At 34.3% G+C, this 20,797-nt stretch carries 19 protein-coding genes; 3 read left to right on the top strand and 16 right to left on the bottom strand.

Annotated features, from left to right (window positions below; translation table 11 throughout):
- Positions 1-17 precede the first annotated feature (17 nt).
- The 15 genes from K5S59_RS02070 to hflX form a co-directional block, all read right to left on the bottom strand.
- Complete coding sequence (locus tag K5S59_RS02070) at positions 18-1,286, bottom strand: peptidase (RefSeq protein WP_120450784.1); 1,269 nt, start codon at positions 1,284-1,286, stop codon at positions 18-20.
- A gap of 42 nt (positions 1,287-1,328) precedes the next feature.
- Positions 1,329-2,297, bottom strand: coding sequence for a polysaccharide pyruvyl transferase family protein (locus tag K5S59_RS02065; protein ID WP_088029249.1), 969 nt, complete (start codon positions 2,295-2,297; stop codon positions 1,329-1,331).
- Between the two features lie 69 nt (positions 2,298-2,366).
- Positions 2,367-3,566 carry a glycosyltransferase gene (locus K5S59_RS02060; RefSeq protein ID WP_098238122.1) on the bottom strand — a complete coding sequence of 400 codons (1,200 nt, stop codon included), beginning with the start codon at positions 3,564-3,566 and terminating at the stop codon, positions 2,367-2,369.
- Between the two features lie 133 nt (positions 3,567-3,699).
- A complete protein-coding gene (locus K5S59_RS02055) occupies positions 3,700-4,839 on the bottom strand; it encodes a glycosyltransferase family 1 protein (protein WP_120450786.1) in 1,140 nt (379 codons plus the stop codon).
- Between the two features lie 47 nt (positions 4,840-4,886).
- Entirely contained in the window at positions 4,887-5,951 is a 1,065-nt protein-coding gene (locus K5S59_RS02050; RefSeq protein WP_120450788.1) for an EpsG family protein, read from the bottom strand.
- Positions 5,952-5,986: 35 nt separating this feature from the next.
- Positions 5,987-6,880 (bottom strand): glycosyltransferase family 2 protein, encoded by an 894-nt coding sequence (locus K5S59_RS02045; protein ID WP_098049403.1) that lies wholly within the window; start codon positions 6,878-6,880, stop codon positions 5,987-5,989.
- A gap of 5 nt (positions 6,881-6,885) precedes the next feature.
- Positions 6,886-7,995, bottom strand: a complete 1,110-nt coding sequence (locus K5S59_RS02040) for a glycosyltransferase family 1 protein (protein WP_098873161.1) — start codon at positions 7,993-7,995, stop codon at positions 6,886-6,888.
- Complete coding sequence (locus K5S59_RS02035) at positions 7,980-9,137, bottom strand: glycosyltransferase family 4 protein (RefSeq protein WP_048544229.1); 1,158 nt, start codon at positions 9,135-9,137, stop codon at positions 7,980-7,982. The genes K5S59_RS02040 and K5S59_RS02035 overlap by 16 nt, the downstream gene beginning before the upstream one ends.
- A gap of 33 nt (positions 9,138-9,170) precedes the next feature.
- Positions 9,171-10,997 carry a polysaccharide biosynthesis protein gene (locus K5S59_RS02030; RefSeq protein ID WP_120450790.1) on the bottom strand — a complete coding sequence of 609 codons (1,827 nt, stop codon included), beginning with the start codon at positions 10,995-10,997 and terminating at the stop codon, positions 9,171-9,173.
- 290 nt (positions 10,998-11,287) lie between these two features.
- Positions 11,288-11,950, bottom strand: coding sequence for a CpsD/CapB family tyrosine-protein kinase (locus tag K5S59_RS02025; RefSeq protein WP_000323608.1), 663 nt, complete (start codon positions 11,948-11,950; stop codon positions 11,288-11,290).
- Complete coding sequence (locus K5S59_RS02020) at positions 11,899-12,639, bottom strand: YveK family protein (protein WP_120450792.1); 741 nt, start codon at positions 12,637-12,639, stop codon at positions 11,899-11,901. Before K5S59_RS02020 ends, K5S59_RS02025 begins: the two co-directional genes overlap by 52 nt.
- A gap of 508 nt (positions 12,640-13,147) precedes the next feature.
- Positions 13,148-14,482 (bottom strand): type I glutamate--ammonia ligase, encoded by a 1,335-nt coding sequence (glnA, locus tag K5S59_RS02015; RefSeq protein ID WP_000135323.1) that lies wholly within the window; start codon positions 14,480-14,482, stop codon positions 13,148-13,150.
- A 48-nt stretch (positions 14,483-14,530) separates the two neighbouring features.
- Positions 14,531-14,920, bottom strand: coding sequence for a transcriptional repressor GlnR (gene glnR / locus K5S59_RS02010; RefSeq protein WP_000656784.1), 390 nt, complete (start codon positions 14,918-14,920; stop codon positions 14,531-14,533).
- 175 nt (positions 14,921-15,095) lie between these two features.
- Positions 15,096-16,367, bottom strand: coding sequence for a methionine gamma-lyase family protein (locus K5S59_RS02005; RefSeq protein ID WP_098872194.1), 1,272 nt, complete (start codon positions 16,365-16,367; stop codon positions 15,096-15,098).
- Entirely contained in the window at positions 16,360-17,634 is a 1,275-nt protein-coding gene (gene hflX / locus K5S59_RS02000) for a GTPase HflX (protein ID WP_120450795.1), read from the bottom strand. The genes K5S59_RS02005 and hflX overlap by 8 nt, the downstream gene beginning before the upstream one ends.
- Positions 17,635-17,726: 92 nt before the next feature.
- On the opposite strand from hflX, the gene K5S59_RS01995 reads away from it, so the two are divergent.
- Both K5S59_RS01995 and K5S59_RS30080 read left to right on the top strand, forming a co-directional pair.
- Positions 17,727-18,350 (top strand): trimeric intracellular cation channel family protein, encoded by a 624-nt coding sequence (locus tag K5S59_RS01995; RefSeq protein WP_048544241.1) that lies wholly within the window; start codon positions 17,727-17,729, stop codon positions 18,348-18,350.
- A gap of 99 nt (positions 18,351-18,449) precedes the next feature.
- Complete coding sequence (locus K5S59_RS30080) at positions 18,450-18,584, top strand: hypothetical protein (RefSeq protein ID WP_255299418.1); 135 nt, start codon at positions 18,450-18,452, stop codon at positions 18,582-18,584.
- Positions 18,585-18,619: 35 nt separating this feature from the next.
- Here the strand turns inward: K5S59_RS30080 and spoVK are convergent, their stop codons facing one another.
- Positions 18,620-19,576: a stage V sporulation protein K gene (spoVK, locus tag K5S59_RS01990; protein ID WP_048525539.1), complete on the bottom strand. Its 957-nt coding sequence runs from the start codon at positions 19,574-19,576 to the stop codon at positions 18,620-18,622.
- Positions 19,577-19,837: 261 nt separating this feature from the next.
- On the opposite strand from spoVK, the gene K5S59_RS01985 reads away from it, so the two are divergent.
- The coding region (locus K5S59_RS01985) for a tyrosine-type recombinase/integrase (protein ID WP_220784036.1) at positions 19,838-20,797 on the top strand (960 nt) is incomplete at its 3' end.

The raw sequence follows: 20,797 nt of genomic DNA, 5'->3' as shown, positions 1-20,797 counted from the left end.
AATAATACCTTCTACTTCTAATTGTTTTGTGCAAACATTCTACTTAATTTAGTACCAACCTTCCTCTTCAAAATAGGAAAGAACTTTATTACTCTATACTTAAGTAATGATTTTCTTCGCTGTGCTTTGAAATCATAATCTAAAAACCAATCTAGTAAATCTTTATATAATATATTATTATAATTTTCCTTCATTCGAACCTGAATTATATTCCAATAAATAACAATGAATGTATCTGTAAAAAACTTCACCTCATTATCCAAAGAAGTTTTAATGTATCGAAAAATATCATTTGGAATATTAAAGCCATAACTTCGAGGATCTTGACCTTCAGCGATAATTCCCATAATAGTTCTCAAGCACTTTTCACATTTACAACAATTTTCTTCATTTTTAAAACATACTCTGATATTAACCAATTTCTTAATGGCCGAATAATGATCAACAACTACCTTAACCTTATTTTGCCTGTTGAGTTCATATCCATCGTGAAAAACCTGACCTGATGCATACCTTATTTCATTGTCCACTGTAGGGTCAGATGCACAAGTAACTTCATATAAAGGAGAATTAGAGCTTGCAATATATATACATTTTATCTTAAGTTTGAAAGCTATTGGGATAGCTGCAGATATTATCGCTAAGCCATGGTGTAATCCATGCCACCATGTATCCTCTAATTTCCGCCTAAAGTCATGATCAATATTTCCTGCATTTATAAAAGTACCATAATTAGATTGTATAAGGATGTTTTCTAATCCTTGGCATTTAGCAAAATTTATAGCGTTTTCTTTGTCTGCCTCCCACACATCACTTTCCTCTATATTACCTTCATGCCATCCGTATTCAGTAATTAATAATGGTTTTTTGTCCTTTATTCTTATAAATGTAGTAAGCGCATCAAGACCTCCACTAAATAAAGATGCTGCTTCGAGTTCAGGAGTATAGGTATTATCTATAATTTTATCTACAACAATAGAACCCTTAAACCTGACACTAGGAAACATATTTTGATATGCAGTTTTTATATTATTGAGACATTCATAAAAAGATTCATCTAATTCATTTATCAATATTGTTGAATCAGTGATCCACACAAGAGGAATTACATTTGAAAAAAATGGAATAGCTAAAATACTATTTGGAATATCAGATATATCATAGTTATATTCAAGGAACATATGATTATTTATTTTAAAATATTTTTGTAAATTCCCTTTAACGCTAAAAAAGTAATCAACCCTGTTATTTTTTACAACAATTTCATCAAGAATTATAGTATTCATTTTAGCCTCCTAATAAGTTACCTTTCAAATTCTTGAGTATTATTAATTTGAGAATTGTTTTAACCATTGATCTACCACTTCAAAATTCACCTTAACATCTGTTATTATTTTTGAGTTAATCATTTTTTCAAGATTATCAAAATCAGCTCTTTCGATTAAATTTAGATTATATGTCTCACTCATCCCTCTAGCTCTTTCGTCTATAGAGATAATGATTGTGCGCTTTTTATGTCGCATTGCAAATATCCCACCGTGTAATCTTGTTCCAATATAATCAATATCTGTATTGAGCACTTTTTCATAAGCTTCTATATTAGGTGGAACAACTTTTATATCTTCTGTATTACTTAAACTTTCAAAATATAAAAAATCACTCGCATCCTGTATCCAAAAATAAACATCTTTATAATTTCTTCTCAGTACATCTATTAATAATTGATCTTTTACTAGGTCTTTCAAATGATGAGTGAGTGTAAAAATAACTGAATCTGATTTTTCGGTTGGAATCTCTTTACAGAACTCAGGTGTAAGAGACCACATTGTTGCACAACCTGTATTTAAAGCCTTTAACCCCATTTCTTCTAAAAATTTTTTTGTTCTTTCATCCCTAACACTATGTATATATTCATGTGATAAAACTTTTTTATATAACATTTTTGTATATGCGTTTATCTTATTACCTTTCCCTGCACCTACACCAACTAGAATACTACCTTTCAAAGGACCGTAATTGAACATATTAATATTCCACTGTGGGAAATGAGTAAGCATGTCCATTGTAAGTAAATTGGAACCACCTACAAATTTATATTTAGCATTACTATAAAGCTTTACCCTATGTGATCCTCTTGCTACTTGATACCAATGAAATGGTGAAACATGAGTCGGTAGTGTTAAAATATATGCACTTTTAGTTATATCAGACAACTGATACCTTACACACTTCATTATTATGTCATCCCCCTTGTTAAGAGAACCGACCGACGTATCTAACACTAAAACATTATCCATGAAAATAATACCTCCAAGTATATTTTAAAAGCCAATAAAAGGTTTTTAACTTTATAACTTAAACTATTATCACTCAATTAGCCTATATATCTTTTCTACTTCTGCTTCATTACCATAATTCCGTTGACTAGCATTATTTACAATTTTATTTCTAAAATCGACATCATCAACCAGTTTTTTTATCCCTTCGATAATCCCATCAATACCCATTGGACAAATACACCCATCTACTCCATCCTCTAGCTGACTTTTAGCAGTTGGAAAATTAGTTATAAGTACAGGTTTCCCAAGAATCTGTGCCTCCCGAACTGTCACAGCCTTTCCTTCATACCTAGATGGTTGTACATATATATCACACGCTTTTATATAGGGATAAGGATTAATCTTTTTGCCCAGCAGAAAGAATCTATCCTGAATTTTCAGTTTATTTATCAATATTTTAAGCTCAATCTCTTGAGGTCCATATCCTACAATATACCACTCAACATCGTATCCCTGATCTAATAATTTCCGAAAGGCATATATAGCATCATCAATCCCTTTAGCGTGTGAAAGCCTGCCTACAGTTACAAGCTTTATCCGATTAGGAGTTAATGGCATTACATTCGTAACATCTTGATTCGATTGTTCACGTACAAACTCAGGAGATATAATATTTTCGATAATCTCTACTTTTTTATTCATATAAGGAAAGATACTAAGAAATGAATCCCTACAACTTTCAGAAACCGCTACGACATTATCCATTTCTCTCCACATTTGATACTCCATACGTTTATTCAGCGGTATGTTTAAGTAGTCTGTATGAACCCAACCAATCTTCCTTTTCGCTCGAACCTTACTTCCTATGAAATAATGAGGCCATAAAAAACTAATTGCAGCGTCATATTCTTCCTCTAATCTCGGAAGATATGATAGGGACATTTTCCACCCGTATTGAATAACCAAGTATCCAGGTTCTTCACTCTTTATACACTTACCATGTAAAGTACCCATCACCCTGGCTATTAATCTGATGATCCCCATAGATGTATTACCCTCCTGCAGTATTTGCCCAATAGATTTTCTAAATGTAGTGTATTGAGATATTTCTGGTAATAAATTTGGTTCTTTTGGTAATAACGAGAAAAATTCCCCCTCATGTTTAAATAACATTAAATCTACGTCATATCTGTTGTAATCAATTTTATTTAGTAGTCCAATCAGACTTCGTTCTACACCACCGATTGCCATGTCAAAAGAAGTGATTAATATTTTTTTCTTTTTCATCATCAAATACCTCACAAAATTAATTATCAACTTCTATCATTTCTTATGATAGCCCCCTATTTTTCTTTACAAATATAATCCGGATTGGTTTATGTAACATGTTGTTGAAACACAATTATCTTATATATTCCTCTCACTCTATTCCATATAACGATAACCAATCAGGAATATTACTTTTAATATCAAAACCTAATTTTGATATATTGTTAATTATCTTTGATCTTTCAGGTTTTTCTTTTAATAAAGCTTTATTAATTTCTCTAGACCATACTTGAAGCTTTTCATCTAAGCTAATAAATGACATTATCCCTAAGCCCATATCAGTATTTTTAGGTATTGTATCCGCAACAATACAAGGTGTACCTGAACATTGCGCTTCTAACGTTACAATACCGAAACCCTCGAATAAAGAAGGAAATAAGAAAACATCGAATACTTTCAACAGTCTCGGTATATCCTTCCTCACGCCTAAAAATCTTATATTGTTGTTAACCCCCAATTCTTTTGCCTTCAATTCAATAGAGCTTTTTAACGGACCATCACCTACTAAAACAGCGATAAAATTTACATCACTCTTTAATATTTCTTTTAGAACTTGTAGGATAAAAATATGATTCTTTGATTCTGAAAACCGACCAATATGACCTATTATTTTCGCCTCATCTGGTATATTAAGCTCTTTTCTCACACTGGCAACATCCCTCATGTCCACATCAGTAAATTGGTTAATATCTATTCCATTTTTGATTAATTCTATCCTATTATCATTAATTATTCTTTTACCAAATAAAAAACGTGCAGCTTCAATACTACATGCACAATAATCCGTTCCAGCATATTTAATAATCGATTGCAAAACTTTTAGAGTAATTTGCGCTTTAATTCCAACTCCTTGAGACCAATTATTACTATGTGAATGACAAACCCTTTTTTTTATACCTGCCATTTTCGCAGCCACTGCAGCAAAGCCACCTTGATAATCGGTATGTGCATGTACGGCTACATATCGATTATCAGACATTATCTTTGTAAGTTCTTTAATATATGCAAAAGGCCCTACTTGACCTAGACTTGGAATTCTATAAACTTTACCACCTAATACTGCAATTTCTTCATCATAATCACATTTTTCAGTTCTGTGTGAAACAAAATCAAATTGAACTTTTGATTTGTCTATATTTCTATATACATTCATTAGTAGCGTTTCAGCACCACCTCGATTCATAGCACTGACAATGTGCAAAACTCTTGTGGCCTTTTTAGCCTTAACCATTGAAACCTACCCCAATCCTATAATCAATTCCATACATTGAACTTTTGTTATCCCAAAAAGTGACTCTTATAAATAATCCGCAAAGTAATGACATGCTCATATACAAAGTAAACAAAGTAACATACTAAAATTGCATAATAGACAAACTTCTGATTTTTTTCAGTGAACAACTTTACAACCCAAGAAATTAATATTAACTGGTATAATCCAAAATAAATAGCAAACCTTGCAAAAATCCAATTTTGTGTTGAAATAAGCATAAAAACTGCACCCAGTAATGCCATATTTACAATATAATCACTCTTTGGAAATAATTCTTTCAGTCTTTCCCTACCAAAGAACGCAAGTATGAGTGGTGCAGCCTCAACAACAACTCTAAGTATATTAGCACCACCTTCATGAAAATCTTTGTAATGACCATATTGAGTATCCCCTATCGCTGCAAAGAAAATCTCAGAAAATTGATTAAACCCTATAACGATAAGCACCGCTAAAAATAGAAGGATAAACGTTGTTGTTGACCAAGCTTTTCTGCGAATTAGAAAATATATTGGTATGAGAACAAGCGCACTCTGATGAAATGTTGATGCAAGCAGAACAATAAAAATATATTTTTTCCAGTTACCATCAAGAATATATTTGGTCGCAGCAAAAACAATAGCAGCAGCTAAATATTGCCTAATCCCATTCATTGAGGTTAAGTACATCCCAGACGTGATATAGACATATAAACTTAAGTCAATTAACCTTGAATATTTATATAGAACGAATACGATTAGTACATTTGTTATCAATGCCGTAACAAAAACCATGACCTGAGGGTCCTCGGTATACTTTTGTAAAATCATTTGCAAAATATTAAATCCCATATCTTTATTATTTTGGATGTATTCCCAATTAAACTCCGTAGCTGTGTATGCATGCATATAAAAATAAGTATCCCCAATATTAGTTCTAAGTCCCGACACTAATATAAGAGATAGCGCCGCCATCAAAATTAAAAATTGATTTGGCTTTATCGATGTAAGACTATTAGTCACCGGTATAGCAAAATACCTTGCAAAAAATGCGAGTATGAATACTATAGCAAGATTCATCCAAAGTATAGTCATTATTATTTCCTCTCATTTAATTACTAAATAAATCTCTATATGTTTACTTTCATTTTTGTTTTCATTGCAATGTAACTATAAAGGATAGCCCCAAATGGTAGTGCACACAGTGTTAACCCTTTACATGGCGATTCTTGTATAAATCTTTTATTTTTCGCTATGATACTACTAGATACATAATGTATAGCTTGCCTATACTTAAATAATCGATTAGTAAATGGCAATTTCATAAGTTCCTTGCGATAAAATGCAAACCCTTTCGGATTTTTCCGATATTGATTTAGCATATTCATTGATGATCCATCAGCCATGTATTCCACATAACAAAGTGCTTCGTTCATTAATAACATTTCATATTGTTGATCTAACATATAGTATTTATATGCTAACCCTACATATTTTTCATTTTTAAAAATGGGATATGGATATTTCTTAGTCAATTGTGTGCGATAGACCAGTTTTTTATCACCTGTGACACCATGTGTGTTGTAAAGATCAAAAAGCGTGGAATATTTAAGGTTCTCTGGTAACTTTGAGCCAATTATTTTCCCATTTGTATACAAGTCCAGTCCAATTATTCCACTAACTTGATCATTCCCATAGCTACTCCAAAAGGAAAGGATTTTTTCTACAGCATCATCTGGCATATAATCATCTGAATCAATACAAACATTTAACTCCGTATCAATCATTTCATAGGCTGTATTATGTGCACCATGCATCCCTTGATTTTGTTGCCAATGATACAGAATTTTGATTTGTTTTTCAGCTATCCAGCTATCGACCAATTCTTTTGTGTTATCATTAGATCCGTCATCTATTATTAACCATATAAAACTCTTACATGTTTGACGTTTTAAACTCTCATAACAATTTGTAAGACAATACGCTCTATTATAAGTAGGGGTGAAAATCGTTAAATTCTCCATATTCCTCACCTCGAAAGTACTGAATAATAGTCCTGAGTTAATTCTGCCGTATGTTTTATATCGTAGCCTTTGTCTAAAAATACTTGAGCTGGTATTTTTCTCGACAAATTACTAATTTCTATGTTTTTCATTTTTTCTATCCAAGCCTTTTTATCTGTTAGAGGAATATGTTCAACTAGGTTCATTCCCAAGTCCACTTCTTTCGTAATAGCATCTGATATAATGCAAGGTAAACCAACTCCTTGCGCCTCTATGAGAGTAAGTGGTAATCCCTCATGTATGGATGGAAAAACAAATGCATCAAATGCTTGAAGTATCCTTTCTATATCGGCTCGTATCCCAAGAAATCTTATATGTTTCTCCAAATTCAATTCCCTTACTTGATTTTCAATTCCCACACGAAGTGGCCCTTCGCCAGCTAGTAAAAGCATTGAATTTGGCCTAAATCGAGTTAACTGAGCGAATAATTCTATAAGGTAAGTATGATTTTTTTGATGAGCAAATCTTCCAACATGGCCAATAACAAGAGCGTCTTGTTCAAGTTGTAATTCTTCTCTTACTTGTTTTCTCATTTCTGGACAGAACAAAAACCTATCACAATCAATTCCATTTTTTAAGATTTTAGCTACATCAGCTTTATCTGAAAATAACCACCTGGCAGCAGCGTTTGAACATGCTAGCAAGTGTGTTGCACATGTATCTATAGATTTCCCTGCATACCATTTATAAATTTTTGCAGCAGTACCACCTTCACTACTAGTATTATGACTATGCGCAATCCTAACTGGCACTCTTGCTCTTTTAGCTGAACGAAGTACAAAACCGCTCATTTTATCCATATGTGAATGAATGATTTTATATTGTGGATGAGAGTTAAAAAAGATATCTAGTGCCTTTATATAACCTCTATGACCAACATCTGTAACGTATGGAATTCTATGAACTTTCCCGCCTAATTTTACTATCTCTTCATCAAATACCCCCTCTTTACAAGTTAAAAAATCAAATTGTACTTTTGAGCGATCTATATTACGATACAAATTCATAATTAAAGTTTCGGCTCCGCCTCTATTCATATTTACGACTACATGTAATACTCTTAATGGAGTGCCCAATTTAAATCCTCCATTTCATCCATATAACTTGTATAGATTTCTTTTTTCTCTTTCAATACTTCATTAACTGAATATTCATTCGTAATAATAGTACGTCCATACTGTCCAAACTGCGCTTGTAATTTAGTATTTTTAGAAATAGAATTGATTCTTTCAGCCATCGTCTGTATGTCATCGCGTTCTATAGTCCAACCATTTTTATTATTAATAATTAACTCCCTGTGCCCTCGGTTCCTTGTAGCAATAACTGGAAGTCCACAAGCCATGGCTTCCATAATATTAACTGGCAAACCCTCCCTGTAACTGGATGCCACGGCTAGGTCACACATCTGTAGCAAAGAGGCTATATCATTTCTATAACCAAGAAAGTGCACCATACTACTCACACCTAATTGCGTTGCTATTTTTTTGCACTCTTCCATTAACGGACCTTCTCCAGCAAGCAAAAGCTTTACATGCGGCATTTCATTTTTCAATTGTGCTAATACACGGATTAAAAAGCTTTGATTTTTATTCTTATTAAATTCAGCAGCATAAAACATTAAAAAATCTTTAGACTTATAACCATTTTCATGTCTTAGTTTCTCCTTTTCACTTTCAGTAACAGGAATATACCGCTCTATATCCACTCCTACACCATGAATGAGTTTAATATTTCCCGCCTGAAATCGATGTTTTACCGCTAAATTGTAATCTTCCTGATTAATTGTTATGAGACAATCTGTAGTAGTAGCTAAACTTCTTTCGATTGGATAGTATAAAAGCCAATTTATAAACGGCGATCCTTTACAAAAGTGAAATCCATGCGCCGTATATATGACCTTTGTCCCTTCCCTCCGTGCTTTTCGAGTAGCCAAACGAGCAATTACTCCTCCCATAGGCGTATGACAATGAATGATATTATATTTATTTTGATGAATAATTGATTTGAGTTTGTTATATGCATGAAGGTTTTGTATGCTAAGAGGTGATCTTTGAATAGGAATATTATATTTTTCAGTTACATACGGAAGGTGTATATTCCCATTTGCTGCAACGTGTACTTCCCAACCTTGGTCTGCAAACCATTTCAAATACGGTAAGTGAAAAGCTTTAAAATGATAATCCACAGTTGCACAAAATAGAACTTTTTTAGACACCATCCCACGCACCCGTCTTATTATAAATTTTTGTCGTTAACCTGATACTGGTATTAATAGTTTTAAAGTTTTACGCTGATTCACTAAATTTAACAATCGCTTTCTTAGTTCAAATCCATCTAATTCTGTATATTCAGAAATTATTTTTTCTATTTCTTCTATACGAACATTCATTTCTTGCCCTACATAAATTCTTGGGTGGACTTGCTGCTCATTCATTTCATCTTCTTTTAGTAATTCTTCAAAAAGTTTCTCTCCTGGGCGTATACCCGTAAATTCTATTCCTATTTCATCCACGGAGTTTCCTGACAATCGAATGAGGTTTTTAGCAAGATCCACTATTTTTACTGGTTCTCCCATATCGAGTACAAAAATTTCTCCACCTTTAGCTAACGCACCAGCTTGTACTACAAGTCTAGACGCCTCCGGAATTGTCATAAAATACCGAACCATATCTGGATGAGTAACAGTAACTGGTCCACCTTTTTGAATCTGCTTCTTAAATAAAGGGATAACACTCCCTCTACTCCCTAAGACATTTCCAAATCGTACAGTAACAAACTTTGTATGACTTATTTTATCTTTATGTTGTATTACCATCTCAGCTAATTTCTTTGTTGCCCCCATAACACTCGTTGGGTTCACTGCTTTATCCGACGAAATCATAACAAACGTTCCTACTCCATGTGTTCTTGCCGCCTCTGCTATATTCATAGTCCCAATCAAATTATTTTTAACTGCCTCTTCAGGATTGTTTTCCATTAATGGTACATGTTTATGTGCAGCAGCATGATATACAACATGAGGAAGATGTTTTTTCATTATTACATGCATCTTCTTTTCATCTTGAATATCTGCGATTTCTGGAATAAACACGCCTTTTTTATCATTATGTTTTTCATTTAATTCCATTTCTATTGAATATATACTGTTTTCTCCGTGACCTAATAAAATCAATTTTTTCGGCTCAAATTTCGCAACTTGTCTACAAATTTCTGAGCCTATTGATCCACCTGCACCAGTAACTAAAATGACTTTATCCGTTATATAATCTGAAATGATATCCACGTCTAACTCTACAGGATCTCGTCCTAATAAATCTTCTACTTGAACATCTCTGAATTCATTCACTGAAACTTTACCTGTTACTAAGTCTTCTAACATTGGAAGGATTTGTGTTTTTACATTTGTTTTTAAACAATCTTTTAAAATAATATTTCTTTCTTTTTTATTTAACGAAGGAATTGCTAAAATTATCATTTCAATATTCAGTTTTTTGATAACGTAATCAATTTGGTTCATACCACCAATTACGGGAATCCCCCAAATATCTAGATTATGTTTTTTGATATTATCATCAATAAATGCGACTGGCATTAATTCCGTAGCACTGTTCTTCAACAACTGTCTAGCAACCATTGTTCCAGCAGATCCAGCACCAACAATTAACGTTCTTTTCTTATCGCCTTTTTTTACATAATAAATATCTCTGTACATTCTCCAAATAAAGCGAGAACCACCTATTAATAAAATATGAATCATCCAAGTAACAACTAACAATCGAAAATACATTTTCCCCATGATTAGTTGCTGCACAGCCGCTGTAGTAAGTATAGAAAATGTAACAACCTTGCATATAATTAGCAATTCTCCTATACTTGCATATTCCAAAGCCTTTTTATATAACTTATAAATAAAAGCAAACAAATGATGACTAACTAATAAAGTGATAGAGCTAATAACTGATGATAAAGTGATAACACTGAAGCTAGCATTTACAAAAAAATAACTAAAAAAAATAGCAGTTAATACTATCAGTGAATCCATTAAAAGCAATAACGATATCCTCCGGCGATACGTCATATAACTTCCTCCTTTAATCAATTCCTTACTTAACTCTTTCAAACTTAAAGTTTCTAGCTATATTCTCTTTATTAAAAACACATAGTTAGAAACTTTAATAAAACATGGGCATCTAACCCTTCCTCACATTACACTTTTGACGACTGGCATCTAAGGTTATTTTCACAACCCACAGCATAATCGAGTGCCTCCATTGATAGCGGTTAGGAGACATCACCACATCACAATTCTATTATTTTTTCTTTATAACGAACAATTTGACGTACGAATGTTTAATTTAATAATATCTTCTAGACTTTCCCATTCAAAATCGCACCCAATATTCTACTCTTCGTAAAGCTTAGTGCTCTTTTCGTTTCAAGCGCATCTTCGTTCACAGTGCGATCATACCGGATCACCAAAAGTACTCCTTCACACTTATCAGCTAATACACTCGTATCTGTTACTTCTAATACAGGGGAAGAGTCAAATAATATGATGTCATACCGTTCCATCGCCTTTTGAATCAACATATCCATTGCCTCTGAGCTAAGTACTTCTGACGGATTGAATGGCACTGGACCGCTAGTTAATACATCTAAACTTTCCATCTTTGTTTTTTTTACAGCACCCACCAAATTTGTTTTTCCGTTCAATATGTCAGTTAATCCAATTGTATTTTCCACTCCAAACATTTCATGAATCGTTGGTGTTCGTAAATTCGCATCTATTACCAATACTTTTTCGCCTTTTTGCGCTATTGAAACCGCTAAATTAACTGTAATTGTTGATTTTCCTTCACCGTACCTCGGAGAAGTAATCACTATCGTTCTACTTTTATGAATCGACGAAGATAATTGAATGTTAGTTCGTAGCGAACGATACTGCTCCGAAATTTTCGATCTTGGGGCGGTATACGCAATCATACTTTCTCCTTTAACTTTATTTGTTTTCCGTCTATTTTTGTATGCCACTCTGTTCCCTCCCCCAATAACACTGTATTTTTCTCACTAAATTTATCTTTCATATTCTTCTTATTCATTTTAGAAATTCCACCTAAAACAGGGATATCTAACAATTGTTCAATTCGTCGTTCTGATTTGATTCTCTCATCCAATGAATCCAATAAAAAAATAAAACCGATACTGAGCACCATACCTAACGTGAATGCGATTAGTATCGTCTTAAAGTGATTTATATTTATAGGCATAGAATATTTTTGAACTGGATCTTCTGGTAATATGCTCACATTATTAAAATTCAGTATATTAGCTACTTCTTGTTTATAAACAGCAGCTGTAGTATTTGCAATTTTATGTGCAAGCACAGGATCCATATCCACTACATTTATCCTCATAATTTGAGAGCCTTGTACACTTTCCGTACTTATTTGTCCACTTAATGCACCTGCTGATCTGTTTATATTCAATTCAGCAGCTACTTTTTCTAATATTACAGGCTCATTCACCATCGCTTTCAATGTATTCATCGTTTCAGCGTTAGCTTGAACAATTATCCTTGCTGAGGAAGCATACAGAGGCGTTTTCATATACACACTATACAAAGCTCCTCCTACCGTTGTAAGAGTCGTAAACAATAGCAGTATCCACATCCTTTTCCATATTACAGTGAATAGATTTTTCAAATTTATTTCCTTATTCATTACTTCTCCCCCTCATTTAATACCAATGAGATTTCAGTTGAACATTCCATAAAAAAATAAAAATAAAATTATTATTTTTATTTTTCGAATATACAAAACTCCCTAATTACTGTCATTTTAGTTCTTTATATAGAACGAGTCAATATAATTTATTTTTGTTTAAACACTTCTTAATTTCAGTTCAAAAATTACGACAATATTCTTCATAATTCACTGTAGATAAATGACGAAAATCCCCTATTACTGCGGTATCAGGGGGTTTTTCTTTGTATTGAAACTTATTTCAACAAGACTTTTCACCCCATTAAAATAGGTCATATATATTAAACAATTCACTTTTTCAAATGATATTCATTTTGCATAGTTATTAGCAAGTACATTTTGGAATTTGTTTGCCCCTTTCTATTTCTCATATAAAGTGAAACTTTAATCAGTGGGGGTTTTCTTCATCCCCCTGCCCGATAAATAAAAAACCCTCAACACGTTATGTGTCAAGGGTTTAAGCCTCTTAGTATAGAGACATATATTGATCGCGTTCCCATTGGTGAACTTGCGTGCGGAATATATCCCACTCAATCTCTTTCGCTTCGATGAAGTGCTCAAGTAAATGCTCGCCTAGTGCACCACATACTACTTCATTAGATTGTAATGTAACTAATGCTTGCGCTAATGTTGCTGGTAAGTCAACGATACCTGCTTCTTCGCGCTCTTCTTTTGTCATTACATAGATGTTACGGTCTACTGCAGCTGGTGGAGTTAATTTGTTTTTAATTCCGTCAAGACCTGCTGCTAGTAATGTAGCCATTACTAAATATGGGTTTGCAGCTGGGTCAACACTACGTACTTCTACGCGTGTACTAATACCACGAGATGCAGGGATACGTACTAATGGGCTACGATTTTGTGCAGACCACGCTACGTAACAAGGAGCTTCGTATCCAGGTACTAAACGCTTGTAAGAGTTTACAGTTGGATTTGCTACCGCTGTAAATGCTGGTGCATGTTTTAAAATACCTGCGATGAAATGACGAGCATCATCACTTAATTGTAAGTCACCGTTTTGATCGAAGAATACGTTCTCACCATTTTTGAATAGTGATAAGTTACAGTGCATACCTGAACCGTTCACACCGTATAATGGTTTTGGCATAAATGTTGCGTGTAAACCATGTTTACGAGCAATTGTTTTTACAACAAGTTTGAATGTTTGAATATCGTCACATGAGCGAATTGCACTTGCATATTTAAAGTCGATTTCGTGTTGCCCTGGAGCAACCTCATGGTGAGACGCTTCAATTTCAAAGCCCATCTCTTCAAGTTCAAGAACGATATCACGACGACAGTTTTCCCCTAGATCCATCGGCGCAAGGTCGAAGTATCCACCGTTATCGTTTAATTCTAATGTTGGATTTCCTTTTTCATCTACTTTAAATAGGAAGAATTCTGGCTCTGGTCCAAGATTGAAATCTGAGAATCCTAAAGCTTCCATTTCTTTTAACACACGTTTTAAGTTGTTACGTGGGTCTCCATCAAATGGAGTGCCATCTGCATTGTAAATGTCACAAATTAGACGAGCAACTTTACCTTTTTCAGCAGTCCATGGGAAAATTACCCAAGTATCTAAGTCAGGATATAAATACATATCAGATTCTTCAATACGTACGAAACCTTCAATCGAAGATCCATCAAACATCATTTTGTTATCAAGAGCTTTCGTTAATTGTCTCACTGGAATCTCTACGTTTTTAATTACTCCTAAAAGGTCTGTAAATTGTAAACGGATATACTTTACATTCTCTTCTTCCGCCAAACGGAAAATATCTTCTTTTGTGTACCTAGCCATTATAAATTCCTCCTTAGTCCCTCTAAACACCTTCAGAATCAGTTATCCTTAGTGAAAAAACCTTGAAATGTCACCTTGTCGCAATGAAGTCCGATTAAATCTACCTGTATGTTGTAGTTCGTCTCGAAGTATTTTGCGAAGCTCAGTTTTTGAAATTTCTTTCGTTTCTTCTTTTACTTTCACTGTTTCTGTTTGATTTTCTTTCATTAATAACACTTGTTTAATACCAGCCATATTCAAGCCTTGATCTAATAAATCTTTAATCTCTAACAACTTATCTACATCGTTAAATGAAAATAACCTACGATTCCCCTTTGTACGGGTTGGAGAAACAAGATTATGCTCTTCATAGTAGCGAATTTGACGTGCAGATAATTGTGTTAAATCCATAACAATACCAATAGGAAACAGCGGGGCAGAACGTCTATCTTCTTTCATTGTTTCAGTTCCTCCTTCGCCTTAACTGCTTCTCATTTTATACCATGTTATGTTTAGTGTCAATAGATGTTAGCTTTTCTTACATGATTTTTTTATAAATTTTTTCATTCTTTTTTCTAATGAAATAAATCATTACTTTCACAAGAAAAAAGCTGTCGAAATCGACAGCTTCCCCTTAAGAAATTGTTAATAATTCTTTTTCAATTAATGCATCAATTGCAGAACAAATCGCAATCTTCACATGTGAATAAGTTAACCCACCTTGCACGTAAGCAACATAAGGCGGACGAATTGGGCCATCAGCTGACAATTCAATACTTGCACCTTGAATAAACGTTCCCGCAGCCATAATTACATCATCTTCATATCCCGGCATATAGTTGGCATATGGAGTGAAGTGAGAATTAATCGGAGATGCATATTGAATTGCTTGGCAGAATGCAATCATACGATCTTTATCATCAAATTGAACAGACTGAATTAAATCTGTTCTTGGTGCGTTCCATGCTGGTGATGTATTCATTCCTAACTTCTCTAAAAATGCAGCTGTAAAAATCGCACCTTTTAGCGCTTGTCCCGCTACATGCGGCGCTAAGAAGAAACCTTGATACATTTCTTGTAGACTGTATAAAGATGCCCCTGCTTCCGCACCGATTCCCGGAGATGTTAAACGATATGCACACGCTTCAACATACTTCTCTTTACCAACAATGTAACCACCAGTTTTAACAATCCCACCACCAGGGTTTTTAATAAGCGAACCTGCCATTAAATCTGCACCAACATGACATGGCTCTTGCTCTTCGATAAACTCGCCATAACAATTATCTACAAATACAATAACATCAGGTTTAATTTCTTTAACAAACGCTATCATCTCTTTAATTTGAGAAATAGTAAATGACGGACGAGTAGCGTAGCCTTTTGAGCGCTGAATACCAATCATCTTCGTACTACTATGAATTGCAGCCGCAACAGCCCCAAAATCAACAAGCCCCTCTTCAGTAAGCGGAACTGCATTATAACCAATATTATATTCTTTAAATGAACCTACACCTTTTCCGCGTACACCAACGATTTCTTCTAACGTATCATACGGCTTGCCAGTGATGTACAATAACTCATCTCCTGGACGTAAAATACCGAATAACGCTGTAGAAATAGCGTGAGTACCTGAAATAATTTGCGGGCGAACAAGACCAGCTTCTGCCCCAAATACATCCGCATACACTTTTTCTAACGTATCACGGCCAATATCATCATAACCGTAACCTGTCGTCGGAATAAAATGCGAATCGCTAATTTTATGTTTACGAAAACTTTCTAATACACGAAACTGATTACTTTCAATTACTTCCTCCGCTCGTTTATGTAATTCTGTAATCTGGCTCTCTACTTCTTTTACGATTGGAGCAATTTTTTCTCCATTTTTTAAACGATCAAACATTTTTATTTTCTCCTTCTTCCACTAAAAATCTCTTTAATTGCACATTAAGCGATGAATGAGCAAAAATATACCCTACGCAATCATATACAAATTTATCTTCCAAAAACTCCATCTTTGTTAAAAGTGTTTCCGTCTTTAACAACGTTAACAACTTACCTTCACTCGGAGGAATTTCCACTTGATAACCATTCATTTCTTCCTTCATTTTCGTTTCTATCGCTTCTTTTATATGTAATAAATCATTTTCTTCAAAAGCACTAGTCATTAAGAAATCACTTTTCGGAAACGGAATAAAGTTTTGATGTAATTCATCTTTTTTATTATATAACGTAATAATAGGAATATGATTAATTTCAAGTTCTGACAATAATTGTTTTACTGTTTTCTCATGCCCTACGTAATTAGGATCTGCAGAATCAACTACATGTAAAATAACATCTGCTTCACCAGCTTCTTCTAATGTCGAACGAAAAGCTGCAATTAATGACGTCGGTAAATCCTGTATAAAACCAACCGTATCAGTTAGTAATACTGTATAACCAGAAGGTAATGGCATCTTCCTTGTCGTCGGGTCTAGCGTTGCAAACAACAAGTTTTCTTCAAATGTATCAGCTTCCGTTAATCTATTAAACAGCGTAGACTTCCCCGCATTCGTATATCCTATTAACGAAACTTGAAATACTTTATTATCTTTTCTTCTCTCACGATATCTTTTTCGATGTTCCACTACAACTGCAAGTTGCTTCTTTATTTCATCAATGCGTGATCGAATATGACGACGATCCGTCTCCAGTTTCGTCTCACCGGGCCCCCTTGTCCCAATACCACCACCAAGACGTGATAAAGACAATCCTTGCCCCATAAGACGCGGCATTGTATATTGCAACTGAGCTAATTCTACTTGAAGCTTACCTTCCCTCGACTTCGCACGTTGCGCAAAAATATCTAATATGAGTTGCGTTCGATCAATTACCCTCGCATCTAATACTGAGGATAAATTCCGAATTTGACTCGGAGTTAATTCGTTATTAAATACGATAACATCCGGTTCTAATTCTTCAGTTAACATTGTAAGCTCTTCTAATTTACCTTTACCTATATACGTCGCCGGATGAAACTTCGGTCGTTTTTGCGTTGTAGTAACTAACAATTCTGCTCGCGCAGTCTTCGCTAGTGATGCAAGCTCTTTCATGGAATGCATAAACTTTTCATCATCTTCTTGCGGCAATTGACAGCCCACTAATATGACTTTTTCTTTTTCTTCCATCAAATATGTTCACTCATCCTTTTCGAAATTTAAACCTTCTAATATAATAGCAGAGGAAGCACATTTCATCTAGTTAGCGGGGGAGAAAATTCATGGCATGGGAGATTTTTAGCATCATAGGCACAATCGCTTTCGCACTAAGCGGGGCCATTGTTGCAATGGAAGAGGATTATGATATTTTCGGGGTGTATATTTTAGGAATGGCGACCGCATTTGGGGGAGGTGCCCTTCGTAATTTATTAATCGGTTATCCGATTGTCGCGTTTTGGCAACAAGACATGTTATTCCAAATCGCACTTTTATCAATGACAATTATTTTTCTTTTTCCAAATAAATTAATTAGACACTGGAAAAAGTGGGAAAATATCACTGATGCTATCGGTTTATCAGCATTTGCCGTACAAGGAGCATTATATGCTCAGAAATTAAATTTACCAATTAGCGCTACAATCGTAGCAGCTGTTTTAACTGGCATTGGTGGCGGTATTATCCGCGATCTTTTAGCCCGCAGAAAACCTCTCGTCCTTCGAGCTGAAGTATATGCTTTTTGGACGATTCTAGCAGGTTTCTTAATCGGCGCTCAAATTATTGTTAGCGATTGGGCTTTATACACCTTATTCATTTTAATTGTTTGCTTCCGCATGGTTTCTATTCATTACAAATGGCATTTACCGCATAGACGTATCGACACAAACGAACGTTCAGTGCATAAATAGCAATCCAACCTCTTTACAGATCGTAAAGAGGTTTTTCTTTTCTAACGAGTTTTTCTTTACATAATGTTTATACTAATCCTCAAAGCGAGGTGAATACAAATGACAAACCATGTTAATAAAGGTGCTCAAAAAAGCTCAGTAGGTCAAATTGGACATGATCCTAATTCTGCACACGAAAAAAGCGCTAAAATGGAGCACTTCCATAAATCTTATCAAGAACAAGCAAAAAAATAGTAAAAGCACTTATAAAGAAAAAACAGACGCACAGTTTACGTACTGTGCGTCTCCTCTTCAAGCATCAAATCACTACTTGATATCCCAATTAAATCATATTTATCATACGTATCTTCTTGCAACAAGCGCATAGCCTGTGTACGAATCGACTTTTCAACAATATTCCGTACATATCTTCCATTACTAAACGATGTAATTTGCGATGAGTACTTTACAGCATGTAAATGATCTCTAAATTTCCACTCAGCCTCTTTCGATAACTGGTATTCACGTTCTTCATACATCCTCTTCCCTATTTCTAACAGCTGATTTACCGAGTAATCCGCAAATTCAATTATAAACGGAAAACGGGATTGCAGACCTGGATTTAATGAAAGAAAATGATTCATCTCTCTTGAATATCCAGCTAAAATTAATACAAAACCGTGTTGTTTATCTTCCATATGTTTTACGAGCGTATCGATTGCTTCTTTCCCAAAATCTTTCTCTCCCCCTCGTGCTAATGAATACGCCTCATCAATAAACAAAATACCTCCCATTGCTTTTTTTATTAAATCTCTTGTTTTTTGAGCTGTATGACCGATGTATTCTCCTACAAGATCCGCACGTTCAGCTTCAACTAAGTGCCCTTTTGATAGAATATTCATCTCAAACAATAATTTCCCTATCATTCTAGCAACAGTTGTCTTCCCTGTACCCGGATTCCCTTTAAACAACATATGGAGTACTTGCTTCTCAGACTTCAACCCTATTTCTTGTCTTTTTTTATTTACATAAATCCAAGCATATATTTCTTTTATTATCTTTTTTATATCATCCATCCCAACAAGCTTTCCCATCTCTTCTTCAATTCTTTGCAGCATCTCATGTTTCGTAGTGGTTTCATTTGAAATTACCGTTTTATTTTCCGCGGCCGGTAAAGAAATTTTCTTTCGATGATTTAACACAATGTTAATTTGATTATTATTTTTCTTTCGCATCGATTGTTCCATACAATCACCTCATTTTATCCTGCATGAACGGGCAATAAGGCTCCACCTCAAAATTCAGCAAACGCGAGGAAGTTAGACGAGATATAACTGCCCGTAAACGCCCGATTGGTTCAACTAATAATCAAGGGGATGAACAAATACCCCACTGATTAAAGTTTCACTTTATCCACTCACCAAATATTATTATTCCTGTCTCCCTTGCAAATGACTATTTTCAGAAAAGTTTGCTATAATATAAGAAATAATGAAGGTGGTGGGACTATGGAGACAACGGAATTCCATGATACAATACAAGCCTTTTCTATTTTTTTATTGAATAAAGGCCGAAAACCTTCAACCATTAAACGTTATGTTTATGACATTGAAGATTTCGGACATTGGTTAGAAAAAAACAAAAAGCTTCCTTCCAGTAATATATGGGCTACACTTTGTACAAAAGACTATGAAGATTACTTTTCCGACTTAAAAAAGAATCGACATTACTCAGAGAAAACGATGCACCGTGTGTTTATTGTATTAAATAGAATGCATCACTTTCTAAATATCCCTAACCCATTAAAGAACATGGAAATCTCTATTCAACCAGACCGCACACTTCGTAATGAAGATTTCATTTCATCTGATGAAGAAAAAAGATTAAAACATATAATCACTTCATTAGAAGGACTTTCAGAAAAACAACGTCCTGTGCGCCCTTTATTAATGGATCGTAATGTCGCTATTTTAAACTTATTAATCGACTATGGATTATCCTTACAGGAACTTACAGCATTAACTATGCATCACGTACACTTTGAAACGAACACATTATCTATCCCAGCGACCGCAGGGGTTGAAAGAACAATTACATTAGCTAACGAAGACAAAAAACAACTATATACTTATTACAAAAGCATCCCTGAACCCGTTCGTCCAAAATACCACAGTCATGATCCATTATTTATCGCATTTGATTTTAATCGCGGAACATACAGATGGGTATACGAAAATGATGCACCGAAGGGATTAACAGAAATCGCTATCCAAAAAATGATTCGCCTTGAAGTGTCTAGGGCCAATTTACGCAAAGGAATCTCAGGACAACACTTTCGTAACACCTATATTTTAAACTTAATAAAAAAAGAAACTCCGGAGTCAGAAATTATAAAACTAGCTGGATTCAAATCAAAAGTTTCACTAAAACGATATTATCAATACGCAGAAAATAGAAAAAACGCCTTA

Source organism: Bacillus sp. BML-BC051, from assembly GCF_019656175.1.
Classification (GTDB): domain Bacteria; phylum Bacillota; class Bacilli; order Bacillales; family Bacillaceae_G; genus Bacillus_A; species Bacillus_A mobilis.
The sequence above is the reverse complement of the archived record's forward strand: the minus strand, read 5'-3'. Positions and strand labels throughout refer to the sequence as shown.